Origin of the sequence: Zobellella maritima, from assembly GCF_003075035.1 — a bacterium.
In the GTDB taxonomy this organism is placed as follows: Bacteria; Pseudomonadota; Gammaproteobacteria; order Enterobacterales; family Aeromonadaceae; genus Oceanimonas; species Oceanimonas maritima.
In genome coordinates this window covers 1105578-1127491 of sequence record NZ_QCZE01000001.1, presented here as the reverse complement: position 1 = coordinate 1127491, position 21914 = coordinate 1105578, and the positions used below count along the sequence as shown (strand labels likewise).

Annotated in this window: 23 protein-coding genes; 21 read left to right on the top strand and 2 right to left on the bottom strand. The window is 61.5% G+C overall.

What is annotated here, in order from left to right:
- Window positions 1–256 precede the first annotated feature (256 nt).
- Complete coding sequence (gene hglS, locus DCS96_RS05140; RefSeq protein ID WP_198649926.1) at window positions 257–1660, bottom strand: 2-oxoadipate dioxygenase/decarboxylase HglS; 1404 nt, start codon at window positions 1658–1660, stop codon at window positions 257–259.
- A gap of 185 nt (window positions 1661–1845) precedes the next feature.
- On the opposite strand from hglS, the gene DCS96_RS05135 reads away from it, so the two are divergent.
- From DCS96_RS05135 to rnd, 21 genes are all read left to right on the top strand, one after another.
- Window positions 1846–2133 (top strand): sll1863 family stress response protein, encoded by a 288-nt coding sequence (locus tag DCS96_RS05135; protein WP_116473251.1) that lies wholly within the window; start codon window positions 1846–1848, stop codon window positions 2131–2133.
- Window positions 2134–2212: 79 nt separating this feature from the next.
- Window positions 2213–2419 (top strand): DUF3565 domain-containing protein, encoded by a 207-nt coding sequence (locus DCS96_RS05130; RefSeq protein ID WP_116473250.1) that lies wholly within the window; start codon window positions 2213–2215, stop codon window positions 2417–2419.
- 36 nt (window positions 2420–2455) lie between these two features.
- Window positions 2456–3217 (top strand): ceramidase domain-containing protein, encoded by a 762-nt coding sequence (locus DCS96_RS05125; RefSeq protein ID WP_198649925.1) that lies wholly within the window; start codon window positions 2456–2458, stop codon window positions 3215–3217.
- A 38-nt stretch (window positions 3218–3255) separates the two neighbouring features.
- Window positions 3256–3681: a potassium channel family protein gene (locus tag DCS96_RS05120; protein WP_116473248.1), complete on the top strand. Its 426-nt coding sequence runs from the start codon at window positions 3256–3258 to the stop codon at window positions 3679–3681.
- A 2-nt stretch (window positions 3682–3683) separates the two neighbouring features.
- Window positions 3684–4067 (top strand): ankyrin repeat domain-containing protein, encoded by a 384-nt coding sequence (locus tag DCS96_RS05115; protein ID WP_116473247.1) that lies wholly within the window; start codon window positions 3684–3686, stop codon window positions 4065–4067.
- Between the two features lie 212 nt (window positions 4068–4279).
- Window positions 4280–4795, top strand: a complete 516-nt coding sequence (locus DCS96_RS05110; RefSeq protein ID WP_157953580.1) for a hydrogenase maturation protease — start codon at window positions 4280–4282, stop codon at window positions 4793–4795.
- Between the two features lie 183 nt (window positions 4796–4978).
- Entirely contained in the window at window positions 4979–7360 is a 2382-nt protein-coding gene (hypF, locus tag DCS96_RS05105; protein WP_116473245.1) for a carbamoyltransferase HypF, read from the top strand.
- A 24-nt stretch (window positions 7361–7384) separates the two neighbouring features.
- Entirely contained in the window at window positions 7385–7636 is a 252-nt protein-coding gene (locus DCS96_RS05100) for a HypC/HybG/HupF family hydrogenase formation chaperone (RefSeq protein WP_116473244.1), read from the top strand.
- Window positions 7633–8772, top strand: coding sequence for a hydrogenase formation protein HypD (hypD, locus tag DCS96_RS05095; RefSeq protein WP_116473243.1), 1140 nt, complete (start codon window positions 7633–7635; stop codon window positions 8770–8772). The genes DCS96_RS05100 and hypD overlap by 4 nt, the downstream gene beginning before the upstream one ends.
- Window positions 8762–9796 carry a hydrogenase expression/formation protein HypE gene (gene hypE / locus DCS96_RS05090; RefSeq protein ID WP_116473242.1) on the top strand — a complete coding sequence of 345 codons (1035 nt, stop codon included), beginning with the start codon at window positions 8762–8764 and terminating at the stop codon, window positions 9794–9796. Before hypD ends, hypE begins: the two co-directional genes overlap by 11 nt.
- A gap of 2 nt (window positions 9797–9798) precedes the next feature.
- The gene (locus DCS96_RS05085; protein ID WP_116473241.1) at window positions 9799–10125 is read left to right on the top strand and encodes a hydrogenase maturation nickel metallochaperone HypA/HybF; all 327 of its coding nucleotides are present in this window, start codon (window positions 9799–9801) and stop codon (window positions 10123–10125) included.
- Window positions 10125–10877, top strand: coding sequence for a hydrogenase nickel incorporation protein HypB (hypB, locus tag DCS96_RS05080; protein WP_116473240.1), 753 nt, complete (start codon window positions 10125–10127; stop codon window positions 10875–10877). Before DCS96_RS05085 ends, hypB begins: the two co-directional genes overlap by 1 nt.
- Window positions 10870–11982: a 4Fe-4S dicluster domain-containing protein gene (locus DCS96_RS05075; protein ID WP_116473239.1), complete on the top strand. Its 1113-nt coding sequence runs from the start codon at window positions 10870–10872 to the stop codon at window positions 11980–11982. The genes hypB and DCS96_RS05075 overlap by 8 nt, the downstream gene beginning before the upstream one ends.
- A complete protein-coding gene (locus DCS96_RS05070; RefSeq protein ID WP_116473238.1) occupies window positions 11975–12793 on the top strand; it encodes an FAD/NAD(P)-binding protein in 819 nt (272 codons plus the stop codon). Before DCS96_RS05075 ends, DCS96_RS05070 begins: the two co-directional genes overlap by 8 nt.
- The gene (locus DCS96_RS05065; RefSeq protein WP_116473237.1) at window positions 12793–13593 is read left to right on the top strand and encodes an NADH-quinone oxidoreductase subunit B family protein; all 801 of its coding nucleotides are present in this window, start codon (window positions 12793–12795) and stop codon (window positions 13591–13593) included. The genes DCS96_RS05070 and DCS96_RS05065 overlap by 1 nt, the downstream gene beginning before the upstream one ends.
- Window positions 13590–14894: a Ni/Fe hydrogenase subunit alpha gene (locus DCS96_RS05060; RefSeq protein ID WP_116473236.1), complete on the top strand. Its 1305-nt coding sequence runs from the start codon at window positions 13590–13592 to the stop codon at window positions 14892–14894. Before DCS96_RS05065 ends, DCS96_RS05060 begins: the two co-directional genes overlap by 4 nt.
- A gap of 109 nt (window positions 14895–15003) precedes the next feature.
- A complete protein-coding gene (locus tag DCS96_RS05055; protein WP_116473235.1) occupies window positions 15004–15723 on the top strand; it encodes a ZIP family metal transporter in 720 nt (239 codons plus the stop codon).
- A gap of 102 nt (window positions 15724–15825) precedes the next feature.
- A complete protein-coding gene (locus DCS96_RS05050) occupies window positions 15826–17745 on the top strand; it encodes an ATP-dependent DNA helicase (RefSeq protein WP_116473234.1) in 1920 nt (639 codons plus the stop codon).
- 7 nt (window positions 17746–17752) lie between these two features.
- A complete protein-coding gene (gene tsaB, locus DCS96_RS05045; RefSeq protein WP_116473233.1) occupies window positions 17753–18439 on the top strand; it encodes a tRNA (adenosine(37)-N6)-threonylcarbamoyltransferase complex dimerization subunit type 1 TsaB in 687 nt (228 codons plus the stop codon).
- Between the two features lie 289 nt (window positions 18440–18728).
- Window positions 18729–20438: a long-chain-fatty-acid--CoA ligase FadD gene (gene fadD, locus DCS96_RS05040; protein WP_116473232.1), complete on the top strand. Its 1710-nt coding sequence runs from the start codon at window positions 18729–18731 to the stop codon at window positions 20436–20438.
- A gap of 51 nt (window positions 20439–20489) precedes the next feature.
- Window positions 20490–21584, top strand: coding sequence for a ribonuclease D (gene rnd, locus DCS96_RS05035; protein ID WP_116473231.1), 1095 nt, complete (start codon window positions 20490–20492; stop codon window positions 21582–21584).
- Between the two features lie 54 nt (window positions 21585–21638).
- Here the strand turns inward: rnd and minE are convergent, their stop codons facing one another.
- Window positions 21639–21911 carry a cell division topological specificity factor MinE gene (minE, locus tag DCS96_RS05030; protein ID WP_116473230.1) on the bottom strand — a complete coding sequence of 91 codons (273 nt, stop codon included), beginning with the start codon at window positions 21909–21911 and terminating at the stop codon, window positions 21639–21641.
- Between the last annotated feature and the right edge of the window lie 3 nt (window positions 21912–21914).

Genomic DNA, 21914 nt, shown 5'->3' with positions numbered 1-21914 from the left:
GGGCCGAAGGTTCTCATTGTTTTTCGCTTGGCATCAAACGAAAAAAAGTACTGTATCCATTCCGTATTTTCCAGTATTAGTGGTTTTTATGCCTGCTCTGTTATAATTGTTAGGTTTTTAGTTTTGTTATTTTTTTATATTTTGGTTTCTTGTGTTGCCACCTGGTGTGGCTGGGCATGAATAAGGGAGGCAATGGCCTCCCTTTGTTTTTAGCCGGGCAACCGGGGTGCCCTGGCAATCGGCAGCGTTTTGCGTATCAGGCGCCCAGGGCCTGCAGTACCTGCCGGGCGGAGTCGTCCTGCAGGCGGGCATAGAGGCCGAACTCATCGGTCACCGGGCAACCCAGGGCCTGCTCGAAGGCCGCCTGGTTGGCATTTTGCGCATAGGCCGAATGACTGGCCCCCCCCAGGTTGGACTGGAAGATGCCGGCGGCGCTGACCGGCAAAAAGTCTTCATAGGTAATGGGCGTCGCCTTGACCAGGCCCGCCCGGATCAGGGCCTCCAGATCGCCGGTGGCGGGGGTTCCCGTGTCTGCTTGCCGGTGGCCGGCGTCGGTTAGCTGGTAACGGAAGTAGCCCAGGCCCTGTTCGCGCAGGCTGGTTTCGTCATCGGGAAATGCCCGGAAAATCTCCGCCAGCTGTTGCTGGTGGGCGGCATTGTCGGCCTGAGCCGGCGCCTGGCGCGACTGGTTGAGCAGCGTGTCGTAGAGGGCACGGCCCTTGGGGGTAAGTGCCATGCCGCGTTGCTCGATTTCACCGAAACGTGCGGTATGGGTGCCTTCCTGCTCGCCGGCAAACAGGATCGACTCTTCCAGGGCGGTGAAGCTGGTCTGGCGCAGCAGGATCGGACAGCGGCGGCGGGGCGGACCTTCAATCACCGCCTTGGGGTTGATGCCATGGGTCGGCATTTCCTGCTGTACTGTATCTATATCCAGTGTCCTGGGGGTCAGGTGGTTGATATGGGGTCCGCGGAAGCACACCACGTCGGCAATCAGCCGGTGGGCATCCTGCAGTGCCTGATAGGTGGCCAGATCGACGGTAGCATGGCGGTGCCAGCGGAAGGTTTCCAGCACGGCCGCCACGAACTGCCGGGCCTGCTCCTCGCTCAGCCCGCCCTGTTGCTCGGCCAGGGCAACCAGCTCCCGGGCTTGGGGGGTAAAGATGTCACGTTGTGACAGTATCTCTGCCGCCCGGGTCCGCAGCGCCTGATCTTCGATCAGCTCCAGGCGCAGCAAGGAGGTAAAGATACGAAACGGGTTGCGCTGCAGGTCGGCTTCGTCCGTAGGGCGGAAGGCGGTGGAGTGCACCGGGACACCGGCTTCCGACAGGTCGTAGTAGCCCACCGGGTGCATGCCCATGATGGCGAACACCCGTCGCAACATATGGAGTTCGGCGGCGGTGCCGACCCGGATGGCGCCATGGCGCTCCACCCCCAGGCGGGTTAATTCGTCGTTGTCCTGCAGTTGCTGGTTAAGGGCAGGCTGGGCAGCCAGGGTATCGGCGTTGACCCGGTCAACCAGCTGCATCAGTTGACCGTATTGGGGCACTTCGGCCTGATACATGCGCGACATGGCTTCGGAAAACAGGGTGCGGATCTCGTCCGCGGCTAAATAATGGCTGGCAGGCATGGGCATGGGATCCTTTACGGGTGTCTCGTTCATGCTCTGCACCTTAATACCACACCGGTGGCCGTGACAAACGGCAACTGTTCGTGATTCCATTCCAAACTGGAATGGATTGCAAGGCCGGCGTCCAGGGCCTACGCTCCAAGAGGCTGTTAGCCATGTCGTGCCTTTGGCGGTAGCCATAGGTGCATTCCTCGGCCAACCCGACAAGGAGATTGATGATGAGCATGAAAGATGCCTACCAGCAGAAGCTGCGGTCCCAGCTGGACGAGTGGGATGCGGAGCTTAACCGGCTCAAGGCCAAGGCGGATATGGCGAAGGCCGATATTCAGATTGAATACAACAAACAGATCAAGGCGTTGCAGTCCAAGCGCGACGAGGCCGGCAAGAAACTGGCCGAGCTTGAACAGGCGAGTGATGACGCCTGGGTCGATCTCAAGTCCGGTATCGAAAATGCGTGGGAGTCGCTTGGGCAGGCCCTGAAGTCGGCGTCATCCAGGTTCAAATAACCTTCAACCCTGTTGTCAGGGCGGTGTGTCCACACTAGTCGGGCTTACTTATACTTCTCTATACGGCATCCTTACCTTTATGAAACAAGATATTGTCGGTTATCACCTTGATGAGGAGCACCACTGGGTGGCCGAGCTCGGCTGCGGCCACTTTCAGCATGTCCGGCATCGGCCGCCCTGGTTTAACCGGCCCTGGGTCATTACCGAGGAGGGACGGACGGCCATGCTCGGCCATAGACTGGAATGCAAGAAGTGCGACGCGGGTGCGCCGAAAGACCACCTATAGCCCGCGGCCGTCGTTTACCTTATGGCGTCGCCGGCGATGATGAGCTATCAACAGCGCTGGCGTTACCTGTTGCTATGGCTGTGGGTACTCGGCTCATTGGCGTTGGTGCTGAGCCTGGGGCCATTGGCTCAGAACCAGGCCTACCATGAATTTGCCGATCAACGGACCCTGTGGGGCCTCCCTCACGCCCTGAACATACTGTCAAACCTGCCGTTGCTGGTGGTGGGATGCGCGGGGCTGTTGTTTGTCCGGCGCGATCGGACGGAGGCCACCCGTGCCGCCTGGCAGGCCCTGTTTGCGGGTCTGGTCCTGGTCAGTGCCGGATCTGCCTATTATCACTGGCAGCCCAGTAACGAGACCCTACTCTGGGATCGACTGCCGATGACGATCGGCTTTATGGGGCTGTTCATTGCCTTGCTCGGTGAATATCTGCGACCGGGCCTGGCCCGGCTGCTGGTGCCGGCCTTGTTGACGGGGCTGGCCAGCGTTTTCTACTGGTACTGGTTCGATGATCTTCGACCCTATATCTGGGTGCAATTCATGCCCCTGTTGTCGATCCCCCTGTTGATGATGCTGTTCGACAGCCGGTATAGCCATGGCCGCTGGCTGCTGGTGGCGCTGGCCTGGTACGGGTTGGCGAAGCTGGCGGAAGTGTACGACCTGGCCATATATCAGGCCACCGACGCGCTGATCAGCGGGCACACGCTCAAACACCTGCTTGCCGCCGCCAGCGGCTATAGTCTGTTGTGGATGCTGCAGATCAGGACGCCGGTGAGGGCACCGACAGAAGTCCGCTGATGCCGCCCGACAACAACCGGATTGCAATGAGGCAGTAAATGCTGGCTATCGTGTTCATCAACAGCGTCATCGTGGCCGTTACAGTGATCATTCACTACGAGTTCCTGTTCCGGATGACGAGGGTGATGCCCAGGATGAAGATCAGGCACCGTTTCCGCACTGTATTTGGGGTCTGCGGGGCGCTGGTGGCCCATGCGGTTGAGGTGTGGGTGTTCGGGTTCGCCTACTATTTTATGCATGGGGCCCGGGAGTGGGGGCGCCTGGAAGGGCATTTCGACGGCAGTTTGATGGACTGCGTGTATTTTTCCTTCACTACCTTCACCACCCTGGGTTTCGGCGATATTCACCCAACGGGCGAACTGAGGTATTTGACGGGAATTGAATCACTTACCGGGTTGGTGCTGATCACCTGGACCGCGTCCTTCCTGTTTATTGAAATGAAAAGATACTGGGGGGCGAACTAACCATGGACCCATACTGGCAAGACGCGATCAGGCGGGGAGATCTCGAGGCGGTACTCACCCTGTTGCACCGCGGTACCGAGGTGAATGCCCGTGACCGCTACGGCCAGACCGGACTGATGCTGGCATCCCTGGCGGGACACGGTGAGCTGGTGTCGGTGTTGATCGCCCATGGGGCCGATCCGGACGTGACGGCCAAGTTTGGTCTCAATGCCCTGATGCTGGCCATCATTGCCGAACAGCCGCACATTGCAGCCATGCTGGCACATGCCGGTACTGATCTGTCCCGGTGCGGCTCGGGAGCGCCGGGCTTTGCCGGCAAAACCGCCTATGATTTGGCAGTGGAGCGGGGTATGGACGACCTCCTTGCCCGGTTAAAGCCCATTTAATGACCGCCCGGGTGGCGTTTGCTGCGGTCGGCAAGGCCCGTACAAGGATGACGAGACGAACACCTTGCCCGGTTGAAGCTCGCCTAATGATCGCTCAGGTGGCGGTCGGCAAGGCCCGTACAAGGATGACGAGACGAACACCTTGCCCGGTTGAAGCTCGCCTAATGACCGCTCAGGTGGCGGTCGGCAAGGCCCCGTACAAGGATGACGAAATGCACCCTAGTTCCGTCGACGATAACGACACGGTTTCCGGGACCAAAATACGGATACTGTTTCTCGGCAATCCCCTCCATGGCGACGATGCCGCCGGCATACGTGCGCTTGAACTATCACAGGCGTTCTCCTGGCCTGCCGGGGTTGAGCTGATAGATGGGGGCACGGGAGGTATCAGCCTGTTACCGCTCTTTCAGAATTGCCGGCACATCATACTGGTAGACGCTTTTCTGAGCCCGGGGGAAGGGGGGGAAGTCCGCCTCGTTTGCAACGTCGATCACGACTTGTTGGCGGATGACAGGGGTCTGGCGCACGGCGGTGGTATTCGGGGGCTGTTGGCACTGGTCTCACAGCTGGTGTCGCCCCCGCCGATCATCGATTTACTGGCCATTGGCGGGTGTCGGTTTGCGCCTTGTCGTCCTATGTTGACTGAAAAGGTAGCTCGGGCCCTGCCGGGTTTGTGCCGGCGCCTGCATTGCCATGTAACCGAACAGCTTGCCAACGCGCCTCGCTAATTCGTCCGACGGCCAGCGGACCAGCTGATACACCGAAACTAATTTGAGTGGAAAAGGCCATGTTGAATCGAATGTTGAGCTCACATCTCCTCGAACGGCCCGGTTGTTGCTCGCCGGGCTGTCTGTGGGTGAGCCGGCTCGGTGCAGGCCCGGGCCGCCAGGTGTGGCGGAGTAGCTATCATTATGTCTGGCGGTGATGAACGCCCGCCCAAAAGCGGAGAAGCCCAGCGCCATGCCCTGACGGGTATCCGGGTTCGGGTAATGGGCTGTGTGCAGGGGGTGGGTTTTCGTCCCTTTGTTTACCGGCTGGCCACCAAGCTCGGGCTGTCGGGCGACGTCGGCAATATCGGTGCCGGGGTGGAGATCCGGCTGGCCGCCGATGCCCCTGCGGTGGCACAGTTCTGCCGGCGGCTGGAGTCAGAGTGCCCGGCTCATGCCCGCATCGAGGCCATTGCTGTCGAGCCATGCCGCTTTGGATCCGCACCCTGTGGTTTTACGGTCACGGATAGTCAGGCCGACGGGCAGGGGGCCCGGTTTCCGCCGGATTTGGCGGTTTGCCCCCGGTGTCTGGCCGAGCTGGCCGACCCACAGGACAGGCGCTACGGCTATCCCTTTATCAATTGCACCGACTGCGGCCCCCGTTACTCCATTGTCCGGGCCCTACCCTGGGACAGGGCCAACACCGCCATGGCGGACTTTCCCCTCTGTACCGCCTGTCGCGCGGAATATACGGATCCCGCTAACCGGCGCTTTCACGCCGAGCCGGTGGCCTGCGCCGACTGTGGCCCACAGATTTGGTTGCAGGACGCGGATGGCGACCTATTACAGGGGCCGACGGCGACCCTGCTGGCGCAGTGCCGCATCTGGCTAGCGCAAGGCCGGGTGCTGGCGCTCAAGGGCATTGGCGGTTTTCAGCTGGCCTGTGATGCGGGCTCGGCGGCGGCCATCGAACGGTTGCGCCAACGCAAGCACAGGCCCGCCAAGCCCTTCGCCGTTATGTTGCGGGATCTGACCCAGGCTGACCGCGTTTTCGAGCTGAACGAGGCTGAGCGGGCGCAGTTAAGCAGCCCGGCGGCGCCCATTGTGCTGTTGCCGAAAGCGCGACTCCGACAGCCCGTCCAGGGGATCCTGCCCGAGGCACTGGCGCCGGAGCTGGCCAGCATTGGGGTGATGCTGGCCAGCTCGCCGCTGCACTGGCTGCTGCTGAACGAGATGGGTGCCCCCCTGGTGATGACCTCGGGCAATGCCGGTGGCGAGCCCATCTGTACCGACAACCGGCAGGCCCTGTCGGCGCTGGCCCCCCTGGCCGACGGCTTTTTGCTGCACAACCGGCCCATAGAGCACCGCTGTGATGATTCGGTGCAGGCCGTGGTGGCCGGCCGGCCCCGTCTGATCCGCCGGGCCCGGGGATGTGTACCGGATCCCGTCGCCCTGCCGACCGGGCTGAACGGCACTGTGCTGGCCCTGGGGGCGGATCTGAAAAACAGTTTTTGCGTCACCGGCAATGGCCAGGCTGTCTTGTCCGCCCATATCGGCGATCTGAACAGTCCGGCCTGTCTCGATGCCTTGCGGCAGCAAGTGGATCGCTTGCCTGCGCTGTTGGGCCTGTCACCCCGGGCCATTGCCGTCGATCTGCATCCTGACTATGCCTCCGCCCGGCTGGGTGCGCGGTTGGCGCGGGAGCAGGGTCTGTCGCTGTTCCGGGTGCAGCATCATCATGCCCATCTGGTGTCCTGCCTGGTGGAAAACGGCCATTCTCCCGACGAGCCGGTGCTCGGCATCGTCCTTGATGGCCTGGGAGCCGGCGATGACGGCAGCCTGTGGGGTGGGGAGTTGTTGCTGGCCGATTATCTCGGTTATCGGCGGCTTGCGCGGCTGCGGCCCTTTCCTCTGTTGGGGGGCGATCAGGCCAACCGTCAGCCCTGGCGTAATCTGCTGGCCCAGCTGGGGCAGACGCCACAGCTTCCTTCCTGGTCGACGCTGGCCACCGAATATCCGCCTCTGACCTGGTTGAGGGGGCCTGACACCCAGGCTCTGCTGAAGGTGGCGGCACGGTTTCCGCTGACGTCGTCGGTGGGGCGCTTGTTCGATGCGGTGGCGGCCTTGCTGACGGTCGCACCCGGTGAGCTGACGTTCGAAGGAGAGGCGGCCATGAAACTGGAGGCCCTCGCCGAGGGCGTAAAGGCCAATGCCTGTTATGACTTCATACTTAGCCACGAGGGTGAATGCTGGCAGCTGGATCCGGCGCCGTTATGGCCGGCCCTGCTCGATGCCTTGCGGGCCGGTGAAAACAAGGCGGTGCTGGCGGCCAATTTTCACCTAAGTTTAGTAAGAGGCTTGTGCCATATGGTGCGGCGGCTGCGCCGGCAACAGGGCGTAACCTTCAGCGCCGTGGCGCTCAGCGGCGGCGTGATGCAGAACCGCCTGGTGTTGGAGCCCTTGATCGCAGAACTGGAGGCCATGGGGCTGACGGTGCTGAGCCAGAGTCGGGTGCCCGGCAACGACGGCGGCATTGCCCTGGGCCAGGCTGCCATTGCCTTGGCGCAATGGCAATCGAATCGGTAGGGAGATTGCCCGGGAGGAAGGCGTATGTGTTTGGGAATACCGGCCCGGGTAGTGGCCATTGTGGATGCCGACGCCGGACTGGCGCTGGCGGAGACCGCCGGGGTGCGCCGACAGATCAATATTACTTTGCTGGCCGCCGAGGGCCGTGATATTTCGTCGCTGGTGGGGGAATGGGTACTGCTGCATGTAGGCTTTGCCATGGCGCTGATTGACCCTCAGGAAGCCAGTCGTACCCTGGCGCTGCTGGCACAAATGGAAGAGGGAGACGAGCCATGAGTCTGACCGGTGATTTCCGTGATGCCACCCGGGTCAGGGTGCTGCTGTCGGCCATTGCCCGCGAGGCCGAGCCGGTGGCGGCGCATCTGGGCAGGCCCCTGCAGCTCATGGAGGTGTGCGGTGGCCATACTCATGCCATCTTCCGCTTCGGGCTGCACCAGTTGCTGCCCGACACCATAGAGTTTATCCACGGCCCCGGCTGTCCGGTGTGCGTGTTGCCGGTGGAAGCAGTCGATCAGGCGGTCAGCCTGGCCCGTCGAGAGGGGGTGATACTGGCGAGTTTCGGCGATCCGCTGCGGGTGCCCGGCAGCCGGGGCAGCCTGCTGCAGGCCCGGGCCGAGGGTGCCGAGGTGAAGGTGCTCTATTCCCCCTACGACGCCCTGGCGTTGGCCAAGGGTAATCCCCACAAGCAGGTGGTGTTCTTCGCCATCGGTTTCGATACCACCATGCCGAGCATCGCCTGTTCCCTGCTGGCCGCAGACCGGGCAGGGATCGGCAACTTGCGCTTTCTCTGCCACCATATACGGCTGTTGCCGACCCTGAACGGCCTGCTGGAGGCCGGTGATATCCGGCTCGACGGCTTCGTGGGGCCGGGGCACGTCAGTATGGTGATCGGCAGTCGGGTCTATCAGCCCATCGCCAGCCATTACCACAAGCCGCTGGTGATCGCCGGTTTCGAGCCGGTTGACTTTCTGCAGGCCCTGTATCAATTGGTGCTGCAGTTGGCCCAGGGACGTTGTGCCATCGAAAATGCCTATGGCCGGGTGGTGGCGGAAGCCGGCAACCCGGCTGCCTTGAAGGCGATTGACCAGGTGTTCGAGTCGGGCGTGGACAGCCACTGGCGGGGGCTCGGCACAGTGCCGGGGTCCGGGGTGCGGCTGCGGGCGCGTTATCGGCATCTGGATGCGGCCGCACTGCTGGACCCTGATGCACCGACGGAGGCCGTTGCCGAGCCGGCTTATTGCAATGCCGTGCTCACCGGCCGGATCAAACCTCACCAATGCCCGCTGTTCCGCCGCCACTGCACGCCTGAGCACCCGGTCGGCGCTCTGATGGTGTCCAGCGAGGGGGCCTGTGCCGCCTATTATCAGTATCGTCTCGCAGCTGCCCCCGAGGAGCCCGGCAGTGACCAATAAGCAAGAGACCATCACCCTGGCCCACGGCGCCGGTGGCGGTGCCATGCACGAGCTGATTGACGGGCTGTTTCTTTCCGCCTTTGGTGACCAACCCTTGCTGCAGAAGGAAGACCAGGCTCGCTTGCCGCTGGCCGGCCTGCTGGCGCGAGGAGACCGGCTGGCGCTGACCACCGACAGCTTTGTGGTCAGCCCGTTGGAATTTCCCGGTGGTGACATCGGCAAGCTGGCGGTATGCGGCACCCTCAACGATCTCGCCGTGGGCGGCGCCATCCCCCTCTATCTGAGTGCCGCCTTCATTATCGAAGAAGGCCTGCCGCTGACGCAGCTGGCACGGCTGGTGGGCTCCATGGCCGAGGCCGCCCGCCTGGCAGGCGTCACCATTGTCACCGGTGATACCAAGGTGGTGGAGCGGGGCATGGCCGACAAACTGTTTATCAATACCACCGGCGTGGGGGTGATACCGGCGGGTCTGACGCTTGCCATCGGGTCGGCCCGGCCCGGTGACAAGGTGCTGATCAACGGCCATGTGGGTGATCACGGCGCCGCCGTCATGTTGGCCCGGGAAGAACTGGGTCTGGCGGGAGAGCTGGTTAGTGACTGTGCCGCCCTGCACCCGTTGCTCCAGCCGGTGTTGGCGCAGTGCCCGGGGGTGCGCTGCTTGCGCGATGCGACGCGGGGGGGCCTGGGCGGCGTGTTGAGTGAAATTGCTCAGGCATCCAGGGTCACGATGCAGCTGAACGAAGATGCGCTGCCTATTCGCCCGCCAACCCGGGCCTTGTGCGAACTGCTGGGACTGGAGCCGCTGTTTCTTGCCAACGAGGGGCTGGCCGCCATGGTGATCTGTTCCGAGCAGGCTTCGGAGGCCCTGGCCTTGATGCGGGGGCATGCTCTTGGCCGGGATGCCTGCATCATCGGTGAGGTGGCGGGTCCGTCATCTCCGGGGCGGCTGAGCCTGCTGACCCCCTACGGCGGCGAGCGCTTGCTGGACGTGCCCCACGGCCTGCAATTGCCGCGGATCTGCTGACCATGCACGAGCTGTCGGTGGTGCGGGCCCTGCTGACCCAGCTTAAACCCTATCAACACAGAAAGATCATCCGTGTCACCCTCGAAGTCGGTGCCATAAGCTGCGTCGACAGTGAGCGGCTGCAATTTTGCTTCGATATGGTCAAGGCCGAGGCGGCGCTGGCTGACGCCAGGCTTGATATCGAGGTGGTGCCGGCCCGGGCACAATGCCGCAATTGCGGCCGGTACTTTGCCCCCAGCGGACCCGGCGACGCCTGCCCCTGTGGCAGCTACGACTATACTTTGACTTCGGGACGGCAACTGCTGCTGACGGAAATAGGATTTGACTGATGTGTGGTCACTGTGGATGTTCCAACGATAAGGCCCGGCTGTCTGAGCCGGGCAGCGATACTCATGCTCATCTGTATCAGGACGGTGACAGCCTGCAGTTGCAGCAGGCGCTGCTGGCCGGCAACGATGAACTGGCCCGGCAAAATCGTTACTGGCTAACGGAAAACCGTATCACCTGCATCAACCTGATGGGTACTCCGGGCGCCGGCAAGACCCAATTGCTGGAAGCCACTTTTGCCTATGCCCGTACTCAGGCCAGTGTCGACTGGCCGCCGATGGCAGTGCTGGAGGGCGATCAGCAGACCCAGAACGATGCCCGCCGTATCCAGGCCTGCGGCGGCAGGGCGGTGCAGATTAACACAGGTACCGGCTGTCATCTGGACGCGCAGATGATCCGGGCGGGGCTGGAGCGTCTGGCGCCGCAGGACGGCTCCCTGGTGCTGGTCGAGAACGTGGGCAACCTGGTGTGTCCGGCACTGTTTGATCTGGGCGAGCAACACAGGGTGGCCATGATGGCGGTGACCGACGGCGACGACAAACCGGATAAATATCCCCATCTGTTCGCCGGCTGCGAGCTGGTACTTATCAACAAGGCTGATCTGCTGCCTTATCTTGAGGTTGAGCTGGAGAAGGTAACGGCCTCCCTGCGGTGCCTGAATCCCGGCGTCGAGATACTGACGTTGTCGGCCCGTACCGGCCAGGGAATGGATGCCTGGTGCAACTGGCTGCTGGCAAGACACTGTCATGACTAAGCGTTTCCTTGCAGCCCGGGATCTGCACCGCTTGTATCAGGCGTTGGTGCAGGGCGGATATGAGGTGATTGGCCCTCGGGTGAAAGACGATGCCATTGTGTTTGCCCCCTTGAACCATATCGACGAGCTGCCCTGGGGTTGGCAGGAGCAGGCCGAGGCCGGTCGCTACCGTCTGCAGCACACCGCCGGCCGGCGCGCCTTTGCCTGGAATACCGGCCCTCAGGGCCTCAAGCCCTGGCTGTTTCAACCTGAGCAAGTGCTGTGGCGGGCCGACAATACCGAACATGGCCTGTGTTTTCGCGCTGTGGAGCCTAGCCCCAAGCGGCTCGCGGTTATCGGCCTGCGGGGCTGCGATCTGGCGGCGCTGGCTATTCAGGACCAGCACTTCCTTGATGGCCCCTATGCGGATCCCTTCTATCGGGCCCAGCGCGCGCAACTGCTGATCGTGGCGGTCAATTGTGCCCGCAGTGCCAACACCTGCTTTTGTGTGTCGACCGGTGACGGCCCCGAGGCTCGCGCCGGTTTTGACTTGCTGCTTGACGAGCTGGATGCGGGTTACCTGCTGCAGGCCGGCAGCGACCTGGGTGCGGCCATGGTTGCCCGGCTACCCTTGAGAAAAGCAACGGATAAACAGGTATCCGAGGCCAGGGCTCTGCTTGCCGGTGCCAGCCAACAACAGCGGGCAATGCCGGGCGAAGCCGAACTGGCGCAGCTGGTGGATCGGCTTGATCATCCACGCTGGCAGCAGGTGGCCGAGCGCTGCCTGGCCTGCGGCAACTGCACTTCGGTTTGTCCCACCTGTTTCTGTTCGAAGCAGGATACCGAAGGCGACGTCCGCAACCGGCAGCTCGAGCAGGTACAGCGCTGGGACTCCTGTTTCAGCGAGCAGCACAGCTACATCACCGGCAAGGTGGTCCGCTATGAAATTCGTCACCGCTATCGGCAATGGTTGGTGCACAAGCTGGCCACCTGGCAACAGCAGTTCGGCCGCAGTGGCTGCGTCGGCTGCGGCCGTTGCATCGCCTGGTGTCCGGTGGCCATCGATCTGGTGGAGGAGGCGCAAGCCTTGCTTGCAGACAATCCCCAGGAGGGCAAGCATGGCTGAGTCGTTGCCCATGGTCGCCACTTTGGCGGCGAAGGAATTGGAATCACCCGGGGTTCATACCCTGGGTCTGGCGCTGGCAACCCAGGCGCCGTTCGATTTCGATTACGGTCAGTTCAATATGCTCTATCTATTCGGGGCCGGAGAAGTAGCCATCTCCATCATGGGCTGGCGGCAGGGCCTGTTGCAACACACCATTCGTGCGGTGGGTCGGGTCACCCGGCCCCTGGTGGAGCTGGAAATCGGCCAGCAGCTGGGCCTGCGTGGCCCCTTCGGGCAGGGCTGGCCGCTGGCGCGGCTACAGGGACGGGATCTGGTGTTCATCACCGCCGGATTGGGCTGCGCCCCCGTGGTGGCGGCCATCCATCATGCGGTGGCCAACCGGGATCAGTATGGCCGCATCGTGATCCTGCAGGGGGTCAAGCATCATGCGGACCTGCTGTGGCAAGGCCAGTATCGGCGCTGGCAAAGGTTGGCCAAGTGTCAGGTACTGCTGGCTGCCAGCGAGGAACACCGGCATCGGCACCGCTGGCGCCTGGGGCTGGTCACCGAATTGCTGGAGCTGGCCGAGTTCGATCCTGAACATTGCGCTGTGCTGATGTGCGGGCCCGAGATCATGATGTTGGCGGCCATCAAACAGTTGGGGCGGCTTCAGGTGGGAGATGACGCCGTCTATCTGAGCCTGGAGCGCAACTTTCAGTGTGGCCTGGGCCTGTGTGGTCACTGCCAACTGGGTCCGTATTTTGTCTGCAAGGACGGCCCCGTATTCCACTATCCGGTGGTTAAGCCCTGGCTGGGGCGGGAGGGCGTGTGATGGCGAACCCCAAACTGACCCTGGCGGTGCACAAGCTTACCTCCTGCTCCGGCTGTCAGCTGGCCTTTCTCAATCAGGGGCCGGCGCTGCTGGAACTGCTGGAAGAAGTGGCGTTTCTGCATTTTATCGAGGCAGGTATCGAAGGGCCGGACCAACAGGTGGACGTGGCCTTTGTCGAGGGCAGTGTGTCTACCCCGGAAGATCTCGAGCGTGCCCGGACCCTACGCCGGAACAGCAGGCTGGTGGTCACCATAGGCGCCTGTGCCACCAGCGGCGGCATCCAGGCCCTGCGCAACATGGCCGACGGTCCGGCCTGGCAGGCGGCCATTTACGCCCGGCCGGACTTTATCGATACCCTGGCGACCTCCACCGGGGTGGCCGAGCATATCAAGGTGGACTTTGAGCTGTGGGGGTGCCCCATAACGGTCGAGCAGATGCGTCATTTTCTGCGCCAGTTGCGGTTAGGCGTGCAGCCCAGGCCCGAGGCCGAAAAGCTGTGCATGGAGTGCAAGCGCCGGCAGCAGGTGTGCGTGATGGTGACCCGGGGGGCGCCCTGCCTGGGCCCGGTGGTGCGCACCGGCTGTGGGGCCCTCTGTCCCGCCTTTGGCCGGGCCTGCTACGGCTGCTTCGGCCCCTCCGAGCAGCCCAACTGTGACAGCCTGGCCAACCGTTTCGCCGGGCTGGGGCTGGTACCCGACGACATCGCCAGACGCTTTGCCGCCATTCACAGTCACAGCGCGCCCTTTCGCGAGCAAAGCCGGCGCTGGCAGCGCATTGACGTGCGGGAACTGGATGAATGAAGAAGAAAGCCAGGCGCCGCATTGCCCTCAAGGTCCCCTTTGTCACCCGGCTGGAAGGGGAAGGCAGCCTGGAGCTGAGCGCCAAAGGGGATCGTATCGACAGGCTGCACCTGGCCATCTTCGAGCCGCCCCGGCTGTTCGAGAAGTTTCTGGAAGGGCGCGGCTATCAGGAGGTGCCGGATCTCAACGCCCGCATCTGCGGTATCTGCCCCATGGCCTATCAGCTGACCTCCATCCAGGCGATGGAGCGGCTGTTCGGCATTGCGTTGCCCACGCCGCTGGTGCAGCTGAGAAAACTGATGAATCTGGGGGAATGGGTGCAGAGTCATGCGCTGCATATTCACTTTCTGGCAGCACCCGACTTTCTTGGGTTCGATCATGCCCTGGCCATGGCCAAATTGTATCCCGAGGTACTGAAGCGGGGCATGCAACTGCAGGAGGTCGGCAATGCCCTGATGGCGTTGCTGGGGGGGCGCTCCGTGCATCCGGTGGGCCTGCAGGTAGGAGGCTTTGGTCGCCTGCCCGATAGAGAACGCTGGGATGCGGTTCGGCGGCAGGTGGAGCAGGCGCTGCCCGCGGCCGACGCGCTGGTGCGTTGGACGGCGGGGCTGACGCTGCCCGACTACAGCCATGACTTTATCTGGGTCAGCCTGGCCGAGCCGGATGCCTATGCCATCAATGGCGGGCGCATTACCACCAGCAATGGCCTGAGCCTGGAGTACGACGACTACCCCCGCCATTTTGCCGAACACCAGGAGCCTCATTCCACGGCGCTGTATTCGCTGCTTGAAGGCAGGGATTACCTGGTCGGCCCCCTGGCCCGGATGAACAACGGTTTTGCCCGGCTGCCCGCCGAGGTCAGCTCCCTGGCACGGGACTCTGGTCTCGACTTTCCCAGTCGCAACATGTTCACCAGCATTCAGGCCCGGGCATTGGAGATATACTGGGCGTTGTTCGAGGCAAGTCGGCTGCTGACGCAGGACTGCCCGACCGGTGAGGCCTGCCTGCCGGTCACGCCCAGGGCGGGAGAATGCTGTTTCTGTACCGAGGCACCGCGGGGCATGATTTATCATCACTACCGGCTGGATGCACAGGGCAAGGTGTTGTCATGCACCATCATACCGCCTACCAGCCAGAACCAGGCGCGCATCGAACAGGATCTGAAGACCTCGGTCACCCGCTTTGGCCTGAGCCACAGCGACCAGGAGCTCAAGCTGTTTTGCGAACGGCTGATCCGCAACTATGACCCCTGTATTTCCTGCTCTACCCATTTCCTGCGATTCAGTATGAATCGTTGTTAGTTTTCCAGCTTCAAAACCTGCTTGGTCATTTCGATAATTAAGCAATATCCGCATCAGGGTTGGGTTTATGCCTGCGCTTACTGACTGCGGGCTGAGGATGAGAGCGCCTATGTCTGAGTTGATGATGATCGTTGCCTTTACGCTGCTGGCGGGCATGGCCATGCCGCTGGGAGCCCTGATAGCCTGTGTGGAGCGGATCCATCCTGCCTGGCTGGAGAACGAGTTTCGTCATTCGGTGATCGCCTTCGGGGGGGGAGCCCTGCTGTCGGCGGTGGCCCTGGTGTTGGTGCCTGACGGGATTGGCAGCCTGGATCCGGTAATGGCGGCCCTGTGCTTCTGTGGCGGTGGTCTGGCGTTCATGACCCTGGATATCGTCTTGTTCAAGCTGCGTACGCCGGCCAGCCAGCTGTCGGCCATGCTTTCCGATTTTATTCCCGAGTCGCTGGCATTGGGGGCGGCCTTTGCCATGGGGGCCAGCGGCAGTGGTGTTCTACTTGCCGTCCTGATGGCATTGCAGAATCTGCCGGAAGGCTTTAATGCGTTCCGGGAATTGAATGCGTCGTCCGGTTACAGCCGTTTTAAGATTATCGCCCTGTTCGCGTTGATGGCCTTGTGCGGACCGGCTGCCGGCCTGTCGGGCTATCTCTGGCTGGCCGAGTCTCCGTCGCTGGTGGCCGGGATTATGCTGTTTGCTTCCGGCGGCATTCTCTACTCGGTGTTTCAGGATATCGCCCCCCAGGCGGTGCTGGACAGGCACTGGGCGCCGCCCATGGGCGCAGTGCTGGGATTTATCCTGGGGATGGTGGGACATATGGTGACCCTGACCTGAGCCTATTGTCCTTCGGACGCGGACGCCGCGCTCAGCTCGCGGGCGACGGGATCGAATCTTTTCTGGTATAATCGGCCTTTTACATCATGATGCCCGACGCCTTTGGAAAACCTCAACAGTTCAACCCTCTTTGCTGAAAACGGGCCCCTGGCCCGGGCTATCGATGGCTTTGTGCCCCGGGCTGCCCAGGTCGATATGGCGGCGGCGGTCGGGCAGGCCCTGGAAGACAGGATCCCCCTGGTGGTGGAGGCGGGCACCGGCACCGGCAAAACGTTCGCTTATCTGGCGCCTGTGCTGGCCACCGGTAAGAAGGTGGTGCTCAGTACGGGCTCGCGTAACCTGCAGGAGCAGCTGTTTCACCGGGATCTGCCGACCCTGGTCAAGGCGCTCGATTACCATTTTCCGGTCGCCTTGCTGAAAGGTCGAGCCAACTATGTGTGTATCGAACGTCTGGGGCTGTTGAGTGAGGCTGTGCCCCAGCTTTCTGCCGAGGGGATTGCGGATCTGCAAAAGGTTCGCCGTTTCCTGCCGCTCACCGTCAGCGGCGATATCGGTGATATTCCCGGCCTGCCCGAGCGTAGCGAAATCCTCCCCCTGGTGACCAGCACCAATGACAACTGCCTGGGCAGAGATTGCCCCCATTACCAGGATTGTTACCTGGTAAAGGCCCGCAGCCGTGCGATGGAAGCCCAGGTAGTGGTGGTCAACCATCATCTGTTTTTTGCCGATATGGCGGTGCGCGACACCGGATTTGGCCAGCTGATCCCCGATGCCGACGCCTATATCCTCGATGAAGCCCACCAGTTGCCCGAGATTGCCGGCCAGTATTTCGGCCAGAGCCAGTCCAGCCGGCTGTTTGTCGAACTGGCCCGGGATCTGCGTCTGGCCTACAAGATAGAAGCCAAGGACATGGCCCAGCTCGGCAAGGCTGCCGATCAGCTGGAGCGTTGCGCGCTGGATCTGCGGCTGGCCTTCGGGGTGGAGACGGGGCGCGGCCAGCTGAGACCCATGCTGGCCCGAAGCGAGGTGGCCGCCGCCCTCGAGCGCCTGAAGGAAAGTCTGGATTTCAGCTACGAGGTGCTCAAGCTGTGCATGGGACGGGGAGAGCAGCTCAGCCAGTGCTTCGAGCGGCTGATCAGCGTCAAGGCCGCCCTGGAGTCGGTTACCCGGGTGGAAGATCAGGGATATTCCTACTGGTACGACGCGCACCGTCAGCATATCAGTTTTCACAAGACCCCGTTGTCGGTCGCCGATCGCTTTGCCGCCGAGCTTGCCAAGGATGAGGTCAGTTGGGTGTTTACCTCCGCGACCCTGGCGGTGGGGGAAAGTTTTGCCCATTTCTGTGCCGATATGGGGCTCGACCGCTGCCGTACCTTGCAATTGGACAGCCCCTTTGATTACCCTCGCCAGTCGCGCCTGTGCGTGCCCCGTTACCTGCCTGAAACCAATGGCGCCGGGCGGGGGCGCTTCCTGGCCGAGACCCTGGTTGACACCCTGGCCGCCGTACCGGGAGGTAGTTTCTTCTTGTGTACCAGCTATCAGGTGATGAAGGAAGTAGCCGAGGTGCTCAGGGCCCGGCTGGCGCGTACCGTGCTGATGCAGGGGGAAGACAACAAGGTGCGGCTGCTGGAGCAGTTCAGCCAGGACGGGCGCGCCGTGCTGGTGGCGACCAGCAGCTTCTGGGAAGGCATAGATGTGCGTGGTAATGCCCTGCAATGCGTGGTGATCGACAAGCTGCCCTTCAGTGCGCCGGACGATCCCCTGCTCAGCGCACGGCTCGAAGATTGCCGCCATCGGGGCGAAGACGGATTTGCCCGGGTGCAGCTACCCAAGGCCATCATCACCCTTAAGCAGGGGGTCGGCCGGCTGATCCGCGATGTGACCGATCAGGGGGTACTGGTCATTACCGATAGCCGGCTGGTCAACCGGGCCTATGGCGCCGACTTTATCAATAGCCTGCCGCCCATGCCCAGGACCCGCTCGTTAACCACTGTTGCCGAATTTTTATCAACCTTAGAGTGAGAACAAGATGACCCGATTGCTGGCCATTGATACCGCCACCGAAGCCTGCTCCGCCGCCTTATGGGTAGACGGGGCGCTGTCGTGCCGTTATCAGGTGGCGCCACGCGGCCATACGGATCTGATTTTGCCCATGGTCTCCGAGCTGTTGGCCGAAGCAGGTATGCAACTAAGCCAGCTGGATGGCCTGGCCTTCGCCCGGGGGCCCGGCTCCTTTACCGGGGTGCGCATTACCATCGGTATTGCCCAGGGACTGGCCTTTGGTGCCGATCTGCCCCTGTACGGGGTTTCCAACCTGCAGGCGCTGGCCCAGGGGGCGCACCGGGCAACCGGCTGTACCCGGGCGCTGGCCTGTATCGATGCCCGTATGGGAGAAATTTATGTGGGGGGATATGATCTGGAGCAGGGGGTGATGACCCTGGCGGAAGCCGAACAGGTCATCAGTCCCGCCGATTACCTCGAGGCCACGACGGCAGCACGCTGGCAACAGGGAACAGGCAGTGGTTTTGTCAGCTATCCCCAACTGGCCTCCCGCGTAGACGCTGTCTGTGAGACGGTACCTTTCCCCGAGGCCCGTGATCTGATGCCGCAAGCCCTCCGGGATCATGCGGCGGGTCTCGGCGTAACGGCGGCCCAGGCCCAGCCCGTGTATTTGCGGGACAAGGTCACCTGGAAAAAGCTGCCGGGCCGAGAATAGACGGATGGTGGCGGATAAACCGGAACGCCGGTCTCTGTTGGAGCAGGACATGCCGGAGCTGCTTTTTCCCCAGCGTCCCCACCACAGAGTGTCTTATTATCGACGGCGGCGTCTGCAGCAGCGGCAGCGGCGCCTGCGGAACTGGCATAGACGTCGGCGGTAACCACAGCCGAAACAAACATATCGTTAACATCTGTTGATATTAACGGTCGGTAGCGATATGTTTGATTTAGAACAGTTGATTTAAACGGTTGATTAAATACCCGCCTGCACCTTGCCGGAGAGCCTGATGGAACAACAGCTGCCCAACCCCCAGCCTACTTTACTGTCTGACACCCCCTGGTTGAAGCGTTATCCCCAGGGGGTGCCCGCGGAGATAGACCCGGACAGGTTCGGCTCGCTCGTGGCCATGTTTGAGCAGAGTGTCACGGACTTTGCCGATAACCCCGCCTACCGCAACTTTGGCCGGGCCATGAGTTACCGCGAGCTGGATCGGCTGTCCCGTCATTTTGCGGCCTACCTGCAGCAGGGGCTGAAATTGCAGCCGGGAGAGCGTATTGCCCTGATGATGCCCAATCTGTTGCAATATCCGGTCTGTCTGTTCGGAGCCCTGCGTGCCGGCCTGGTGGTCGTCAATGTCAACCCTCTGTATACCTCGCGGGAGCTGGCACATCAGCTAAAGGATTCCGGTGCCGGCACCATCGTCCTCCTGGAGAACTTCGCCGGCACTCTGATCGAAGCGATGCAAGAGGTCCGGGTCGACAATGTCATCCTGACCCGCATGGGCGATCATCTGGGGCAGGTGAAAGGTGGCCTGCTTAATCTTGTGGTCAAGTACCTCAAAAAGATGGTGCCGGCCTATGAGTTGCCCGCCGCCATTGGCTATCGCCGGGCCCTGGCCAGGGGCGAGGCCATGACCTACCGGCGCCCCGAGCTTGACGGCGACAGCCTGGCATTTTTGCAATATACGGGGGGCACCACGGGGCTGTCGAAAGGGGCCATGCTCAGTCATCGCAATATGCTGGCCAATGTTGAACAATGCCTGGGGGTCTATGGGCCCATGCTGGAGCCCGGGGCAGAAAAGGTGGTGACGGCCTTGCCCCTGTATCATGTGTTTGCGCTGACGGTAAACGGCCTGCTGTTTCTGCGTCTGGGAGCGGAGAACCTGCTGATCACCAATCCCCGGGATATTCCCGCCCTGGTCAAATCCCTGACGGGCTACGCCTTCACCTGTATTACCGGGGTTAATACCCTGTTTAATGCCCTGGTGAATAATAAGGAATTTCAACGGCATGACTTCAAGTCCCTGAAGCTTACCATAGGCGGCGGTATGTCGGTGCAGCGGGTGGTTGCCGAGCAGTGGCAGACCATCACTGGTTGCCGGTTGTTGGAAGGGTACGGTCTGACCGAATGCTCCCCCCTGGTGACCGTCTGCCCCTATGATCTGGAGGGTTACAACGGCGCCATCGGGCTGCCGGTCTGCTCTACCCAGGTGCGGCTGGTGGACGAGTCCGGGGAACGGATCCGTTACAGCCATACGCCGGGTGAGATGGAAGTGAAGGGGCCTCAGGTGATGCGCGGTTACTGGGGACAGGACGGCAAAGAGGAGGGCACCTTTCACGACGGTTGGTTGCGCACCGGGGATATTGCCACCCTGGATGAACAAGGCTTCCTGAGGATCGTTGATCGCAAGAAAGACATGATACTGGTCTCGGGGTTCAATGTGTTTCCCAACGAAATAGAAGATGTTGCCATGTTGCACCTGGGCGTGCTGGAAGCGGCGGCGGTTGGGGTGCCCAGTGAGCTGTCGGGAGAAAGCGTCAAGCTGGTGGTGGTGAAGAAGCCGGACCACGAGCTGGATGAAAAGACCCTGATCGATCATTGTAAACAATATCTGACTGCCTATAAGGTTCCCAAGGTGGTAGAATTCCGGGACGAACTGCCCAAAACCAATGTCGGTAAAATTCTGCGGCGCAAGTTACGAGATGAGGCCGCCTGATAACAAAGCCCTGGGCAACCGGGGTTTTTTTTGCCCAAGCAAGAAGATCCCATGAACTATACACTGATCACAGACAATGCCGCCCTGACCGAATTTTGTGCCACTCAGGCACCCATATTGGCGGTCGATACCGAATTTGTACGTACCCGTACCTTTTATGCCAAGCCCGGCCTCTATCAACTGCATGACGGTCGGCAAACGGTGCTGGTGGATCCCCTGGCGGTCACCGATTTACATCCCTTGTGGCAGCTGCTGCATGATCCGGAAAGACTTTGCCTGCTCCATGCGGGCGGCGAAGATCTGGAACTCTTTCAGCATCAAAGCGGCGCCCTGCCCGGGCGGGTGCACGATACCCAGCTGGCCGCCGCGTTTCTGGGCCTGGGTGCCCAGCTGGGGTTTGCCGCCCTGGTCGAGCAGACACTGGGGGTGAGCCTGGATAAGGCCCATGCCAGGACTGACTGGCTGGCCAGGCCACTGTCGGCGGAACAACTCCAATATGCTGCCGACGATGTCATTTATCTGTACCCGGTTTATCAGCAGCTGCGCGAGCGACTTGAACAACGGCAGTTGTTTGCCTGGTTTGAACAGGAGTGCGAATGGGCGGTCAAGCGCCGCAGCCTGAGCACACCGGCGGAGCTGGCCTACCTGGATATCAAGAATGCCTGGACCCTGAATAAGCAAGGCATCGGTATCTTGCAACGGCTCAGTGAGTGGCGTCTGAACGAGGCGAAGAAGCGCGATCTGGCGGTCAACTTTGTGGTCAAGGAAGCCCATCTGTGTGAAATCGCCAGTCGTCAGCCCCAAAGCCTGTCGGATCTGCGTCGGCTGGGGCTGGATCCCATGGAAATCAAGCGCCATGGGGATACCTTGCTTCGCCTGACCAGGGAGGCATTGGCCAACCCGGAAAGCTGGCCCGAACCGGTTAAACGGCTGGTGGATTTTCCCGGCTATAAGGCGGAATTGAAACGGATTAAAGGCATTGTCGAGACGACCTCCGCAAGCCAGGGTTTGCCTGCTGAGCTGGTGGCATCGAAAAGGCTGATACATCAATACCTGGGCTGGAAATGGCGCCTGGAGGAAGACAGCAGCCTGATACCGGCGTTGCTGGAAGGCTGGCGTGGGGAATTACTGCAGGGAAAACTGTAACGTCGGCACGGGAAGAGCAGCACTCAAATTGGGCTGCTCTTCCTGTTTAATATGCTACTGAGCCTTTTCTTCGGGCTCAGGCAGCATGATATTGAGCTCGAGCACGGACAGGTTGTCACCTTTTTGATCCAGTTGTACCGATATCTGATCAATATCTATCTCGACATATTTGCGAATCACTTCCAGAATATCTTGCTTCATCTGGGGTAGGTAATCAGGGGTATCCCGTTGGCTACGTTCGTGGGCCACAATGATCTGCAGCCGCTCTTTAGCAAGTTTGGCGCTGTTTGGGTTCCTTTTTGAACGAAAATAGTCCAGTAGAGACATGTA

What these genes read in the sequence shown, in the direction of transcription:
- hglS (WP_198649926.1), bottom strand. Translation starts at nt 1,660, where the DNA reads ATGAACGAGACACCCGTAAAGGATCCCATGCCCATGCCTGCCAGCCAT.
- DCS96_RS05135 (WP_116473251.1), top strand. Translation starts at nt 1,846, where the DNA reads ATGAGCATGAAAGATGCCTACCAGCAGAAGCTGCGGTCCCAGCTGGAC.
- DCS96_RS05130 (WP_116473250.1), top strand. Translation starts at nt 2,213, where the DNA reads ATGAAACAAGATATTGTCGGTTATCACCTTGATGAGGAGCACCACTGG.
- DCS96_RS05125 (WP_198649925.1), top strand. Translation starts at nt 2,456, where the DNA reads ATGATGAGCTATCAACAGCGCTGGCGTTACCTGTTGCTATGGCTGTGG.
- DCS96_RS05120 (WP_116473248.1), top strand. Translation starts at nt 3,256, where the DNA reads ATGCTGGCTATCGTGTTCATCAACAGCGTCATCGTGGCCGTTACAGTG.
- DCS96_RS05115 (WP_116473247.1), top strand. Translation starts at nt 3,684, where the DNA reads ATGGACCCATACTGGCAAGACGCGATCAGGCGGGGAGATCTCGAGGCG.
- DCS96_RS05110 (WP_157953580.1), top strand. Translation starts at nt 4,280, where the DNA reads ATGCACCCTAGTTCCGTCGACGATAACGACACGGTTTCCGGGACCAAA.
- hypF (WP_116473245.1), top strand. Translation starts at nt 4,979, where the DNA reads ATGTCTGGCGGTGATGAACGCCCGCCCAAAAGCGGAGAAGCCCAGCGC.
- DCS96_RS05100 (WP_116473244.1), top strand. Translation starts at nt 7,385, where the DNA reads ATGTGTTTGGGAATACCGGCCCGGGTAGTGGCCATTGTGGATGCCGAC.
- hypD (WP_116473243.1), top strand. Translation starts at nt 7,633, where the DNA reads ATGAGTCTGACCGGTGATTTCCGTGATGCCACCCGGGTCAGGGTGCTG.
- DCS96_RS05085 (WP_116473241.1), top strand. Translation starts at nt 9,799, where the DNA reads ATGCACGAGCTGTCGGTGGTGCGGGCCCTGCTGACCCAGCTTAAACCC.
- hypB (WP_116473240.1), top strand. Translation starts at nt 10,125, where the DNA reads ATGTGTGGTCACTGTGGATGTTCCAACGATAAGGCCCGGCTGTCTGAG.
- DCS96_RS05075 (WP_116473239.1), top strand. Translation starts at nt 10,870, where the DNA reads ATGACTAAGCGTTTCCTTGCAGCCCGGGATCTGCACCGCTTGTATCAG.
- DCS96_RS05070 (WP_116473238.1), top strand. Translation starts at nt 11,975, where the DNA reads ATGGCTGAGTCGTTGCCCATGGTCGCCACTTTGGCGGCGAAGGAATTG.
- DCS96_RS05065 (WP_116473237.1), top strand. Translation starts at nt 12,793, where the DNA reads ATGGCGAACCCCAAACTGACCCTGGCGGTGCACAAGCTTACCTCCTGC.
- DCS96_RS05060 (WP_116473236.1), top strand. Translation starts at nt 13,590, where the DNA reads ATGAAGAAGAAAGCCAGGCGCCGCATTGCCCTCAAGGTCCCCTTTGTC.
- DCS96_RS05055 (WP_116473235.1), top strand. Translation starts at nt 15,004, where the DNA reads ATGTCTGAGTTGATGATGATCGTTGCCTTTACGCTGCTGGCGGGCATG.
- tsaB (WP_116473233.1), top strand. Translation starts at nt 17,753, where the DNA reads ATGACCCGATTGCTGGCCATTGATACCGCCACCGAAGCCTGCTCCGCC.
- fadD (WP_116473232.1), top strand. Translation starts at nt 18,729, where the DNA reads ATGGAACAACAGCTGCCCAACCCCCAGCCTACTTTACTGTCTGACACC.
- rnd (WP_116473231.1), top strand. Translation starts at nt 20,490, where the DNA reads ATGAACTATACACTGATCACAGACAATGCCGCCCTGACCGAATTTTGT.
- minE (WP_116473230.1), bottom strand. Translation starts at nt 21,911, where the DNA reads ATGTCTCTACTGGACTATTTTCGTTCAAAAAGGAACCCAAACAGCGCC.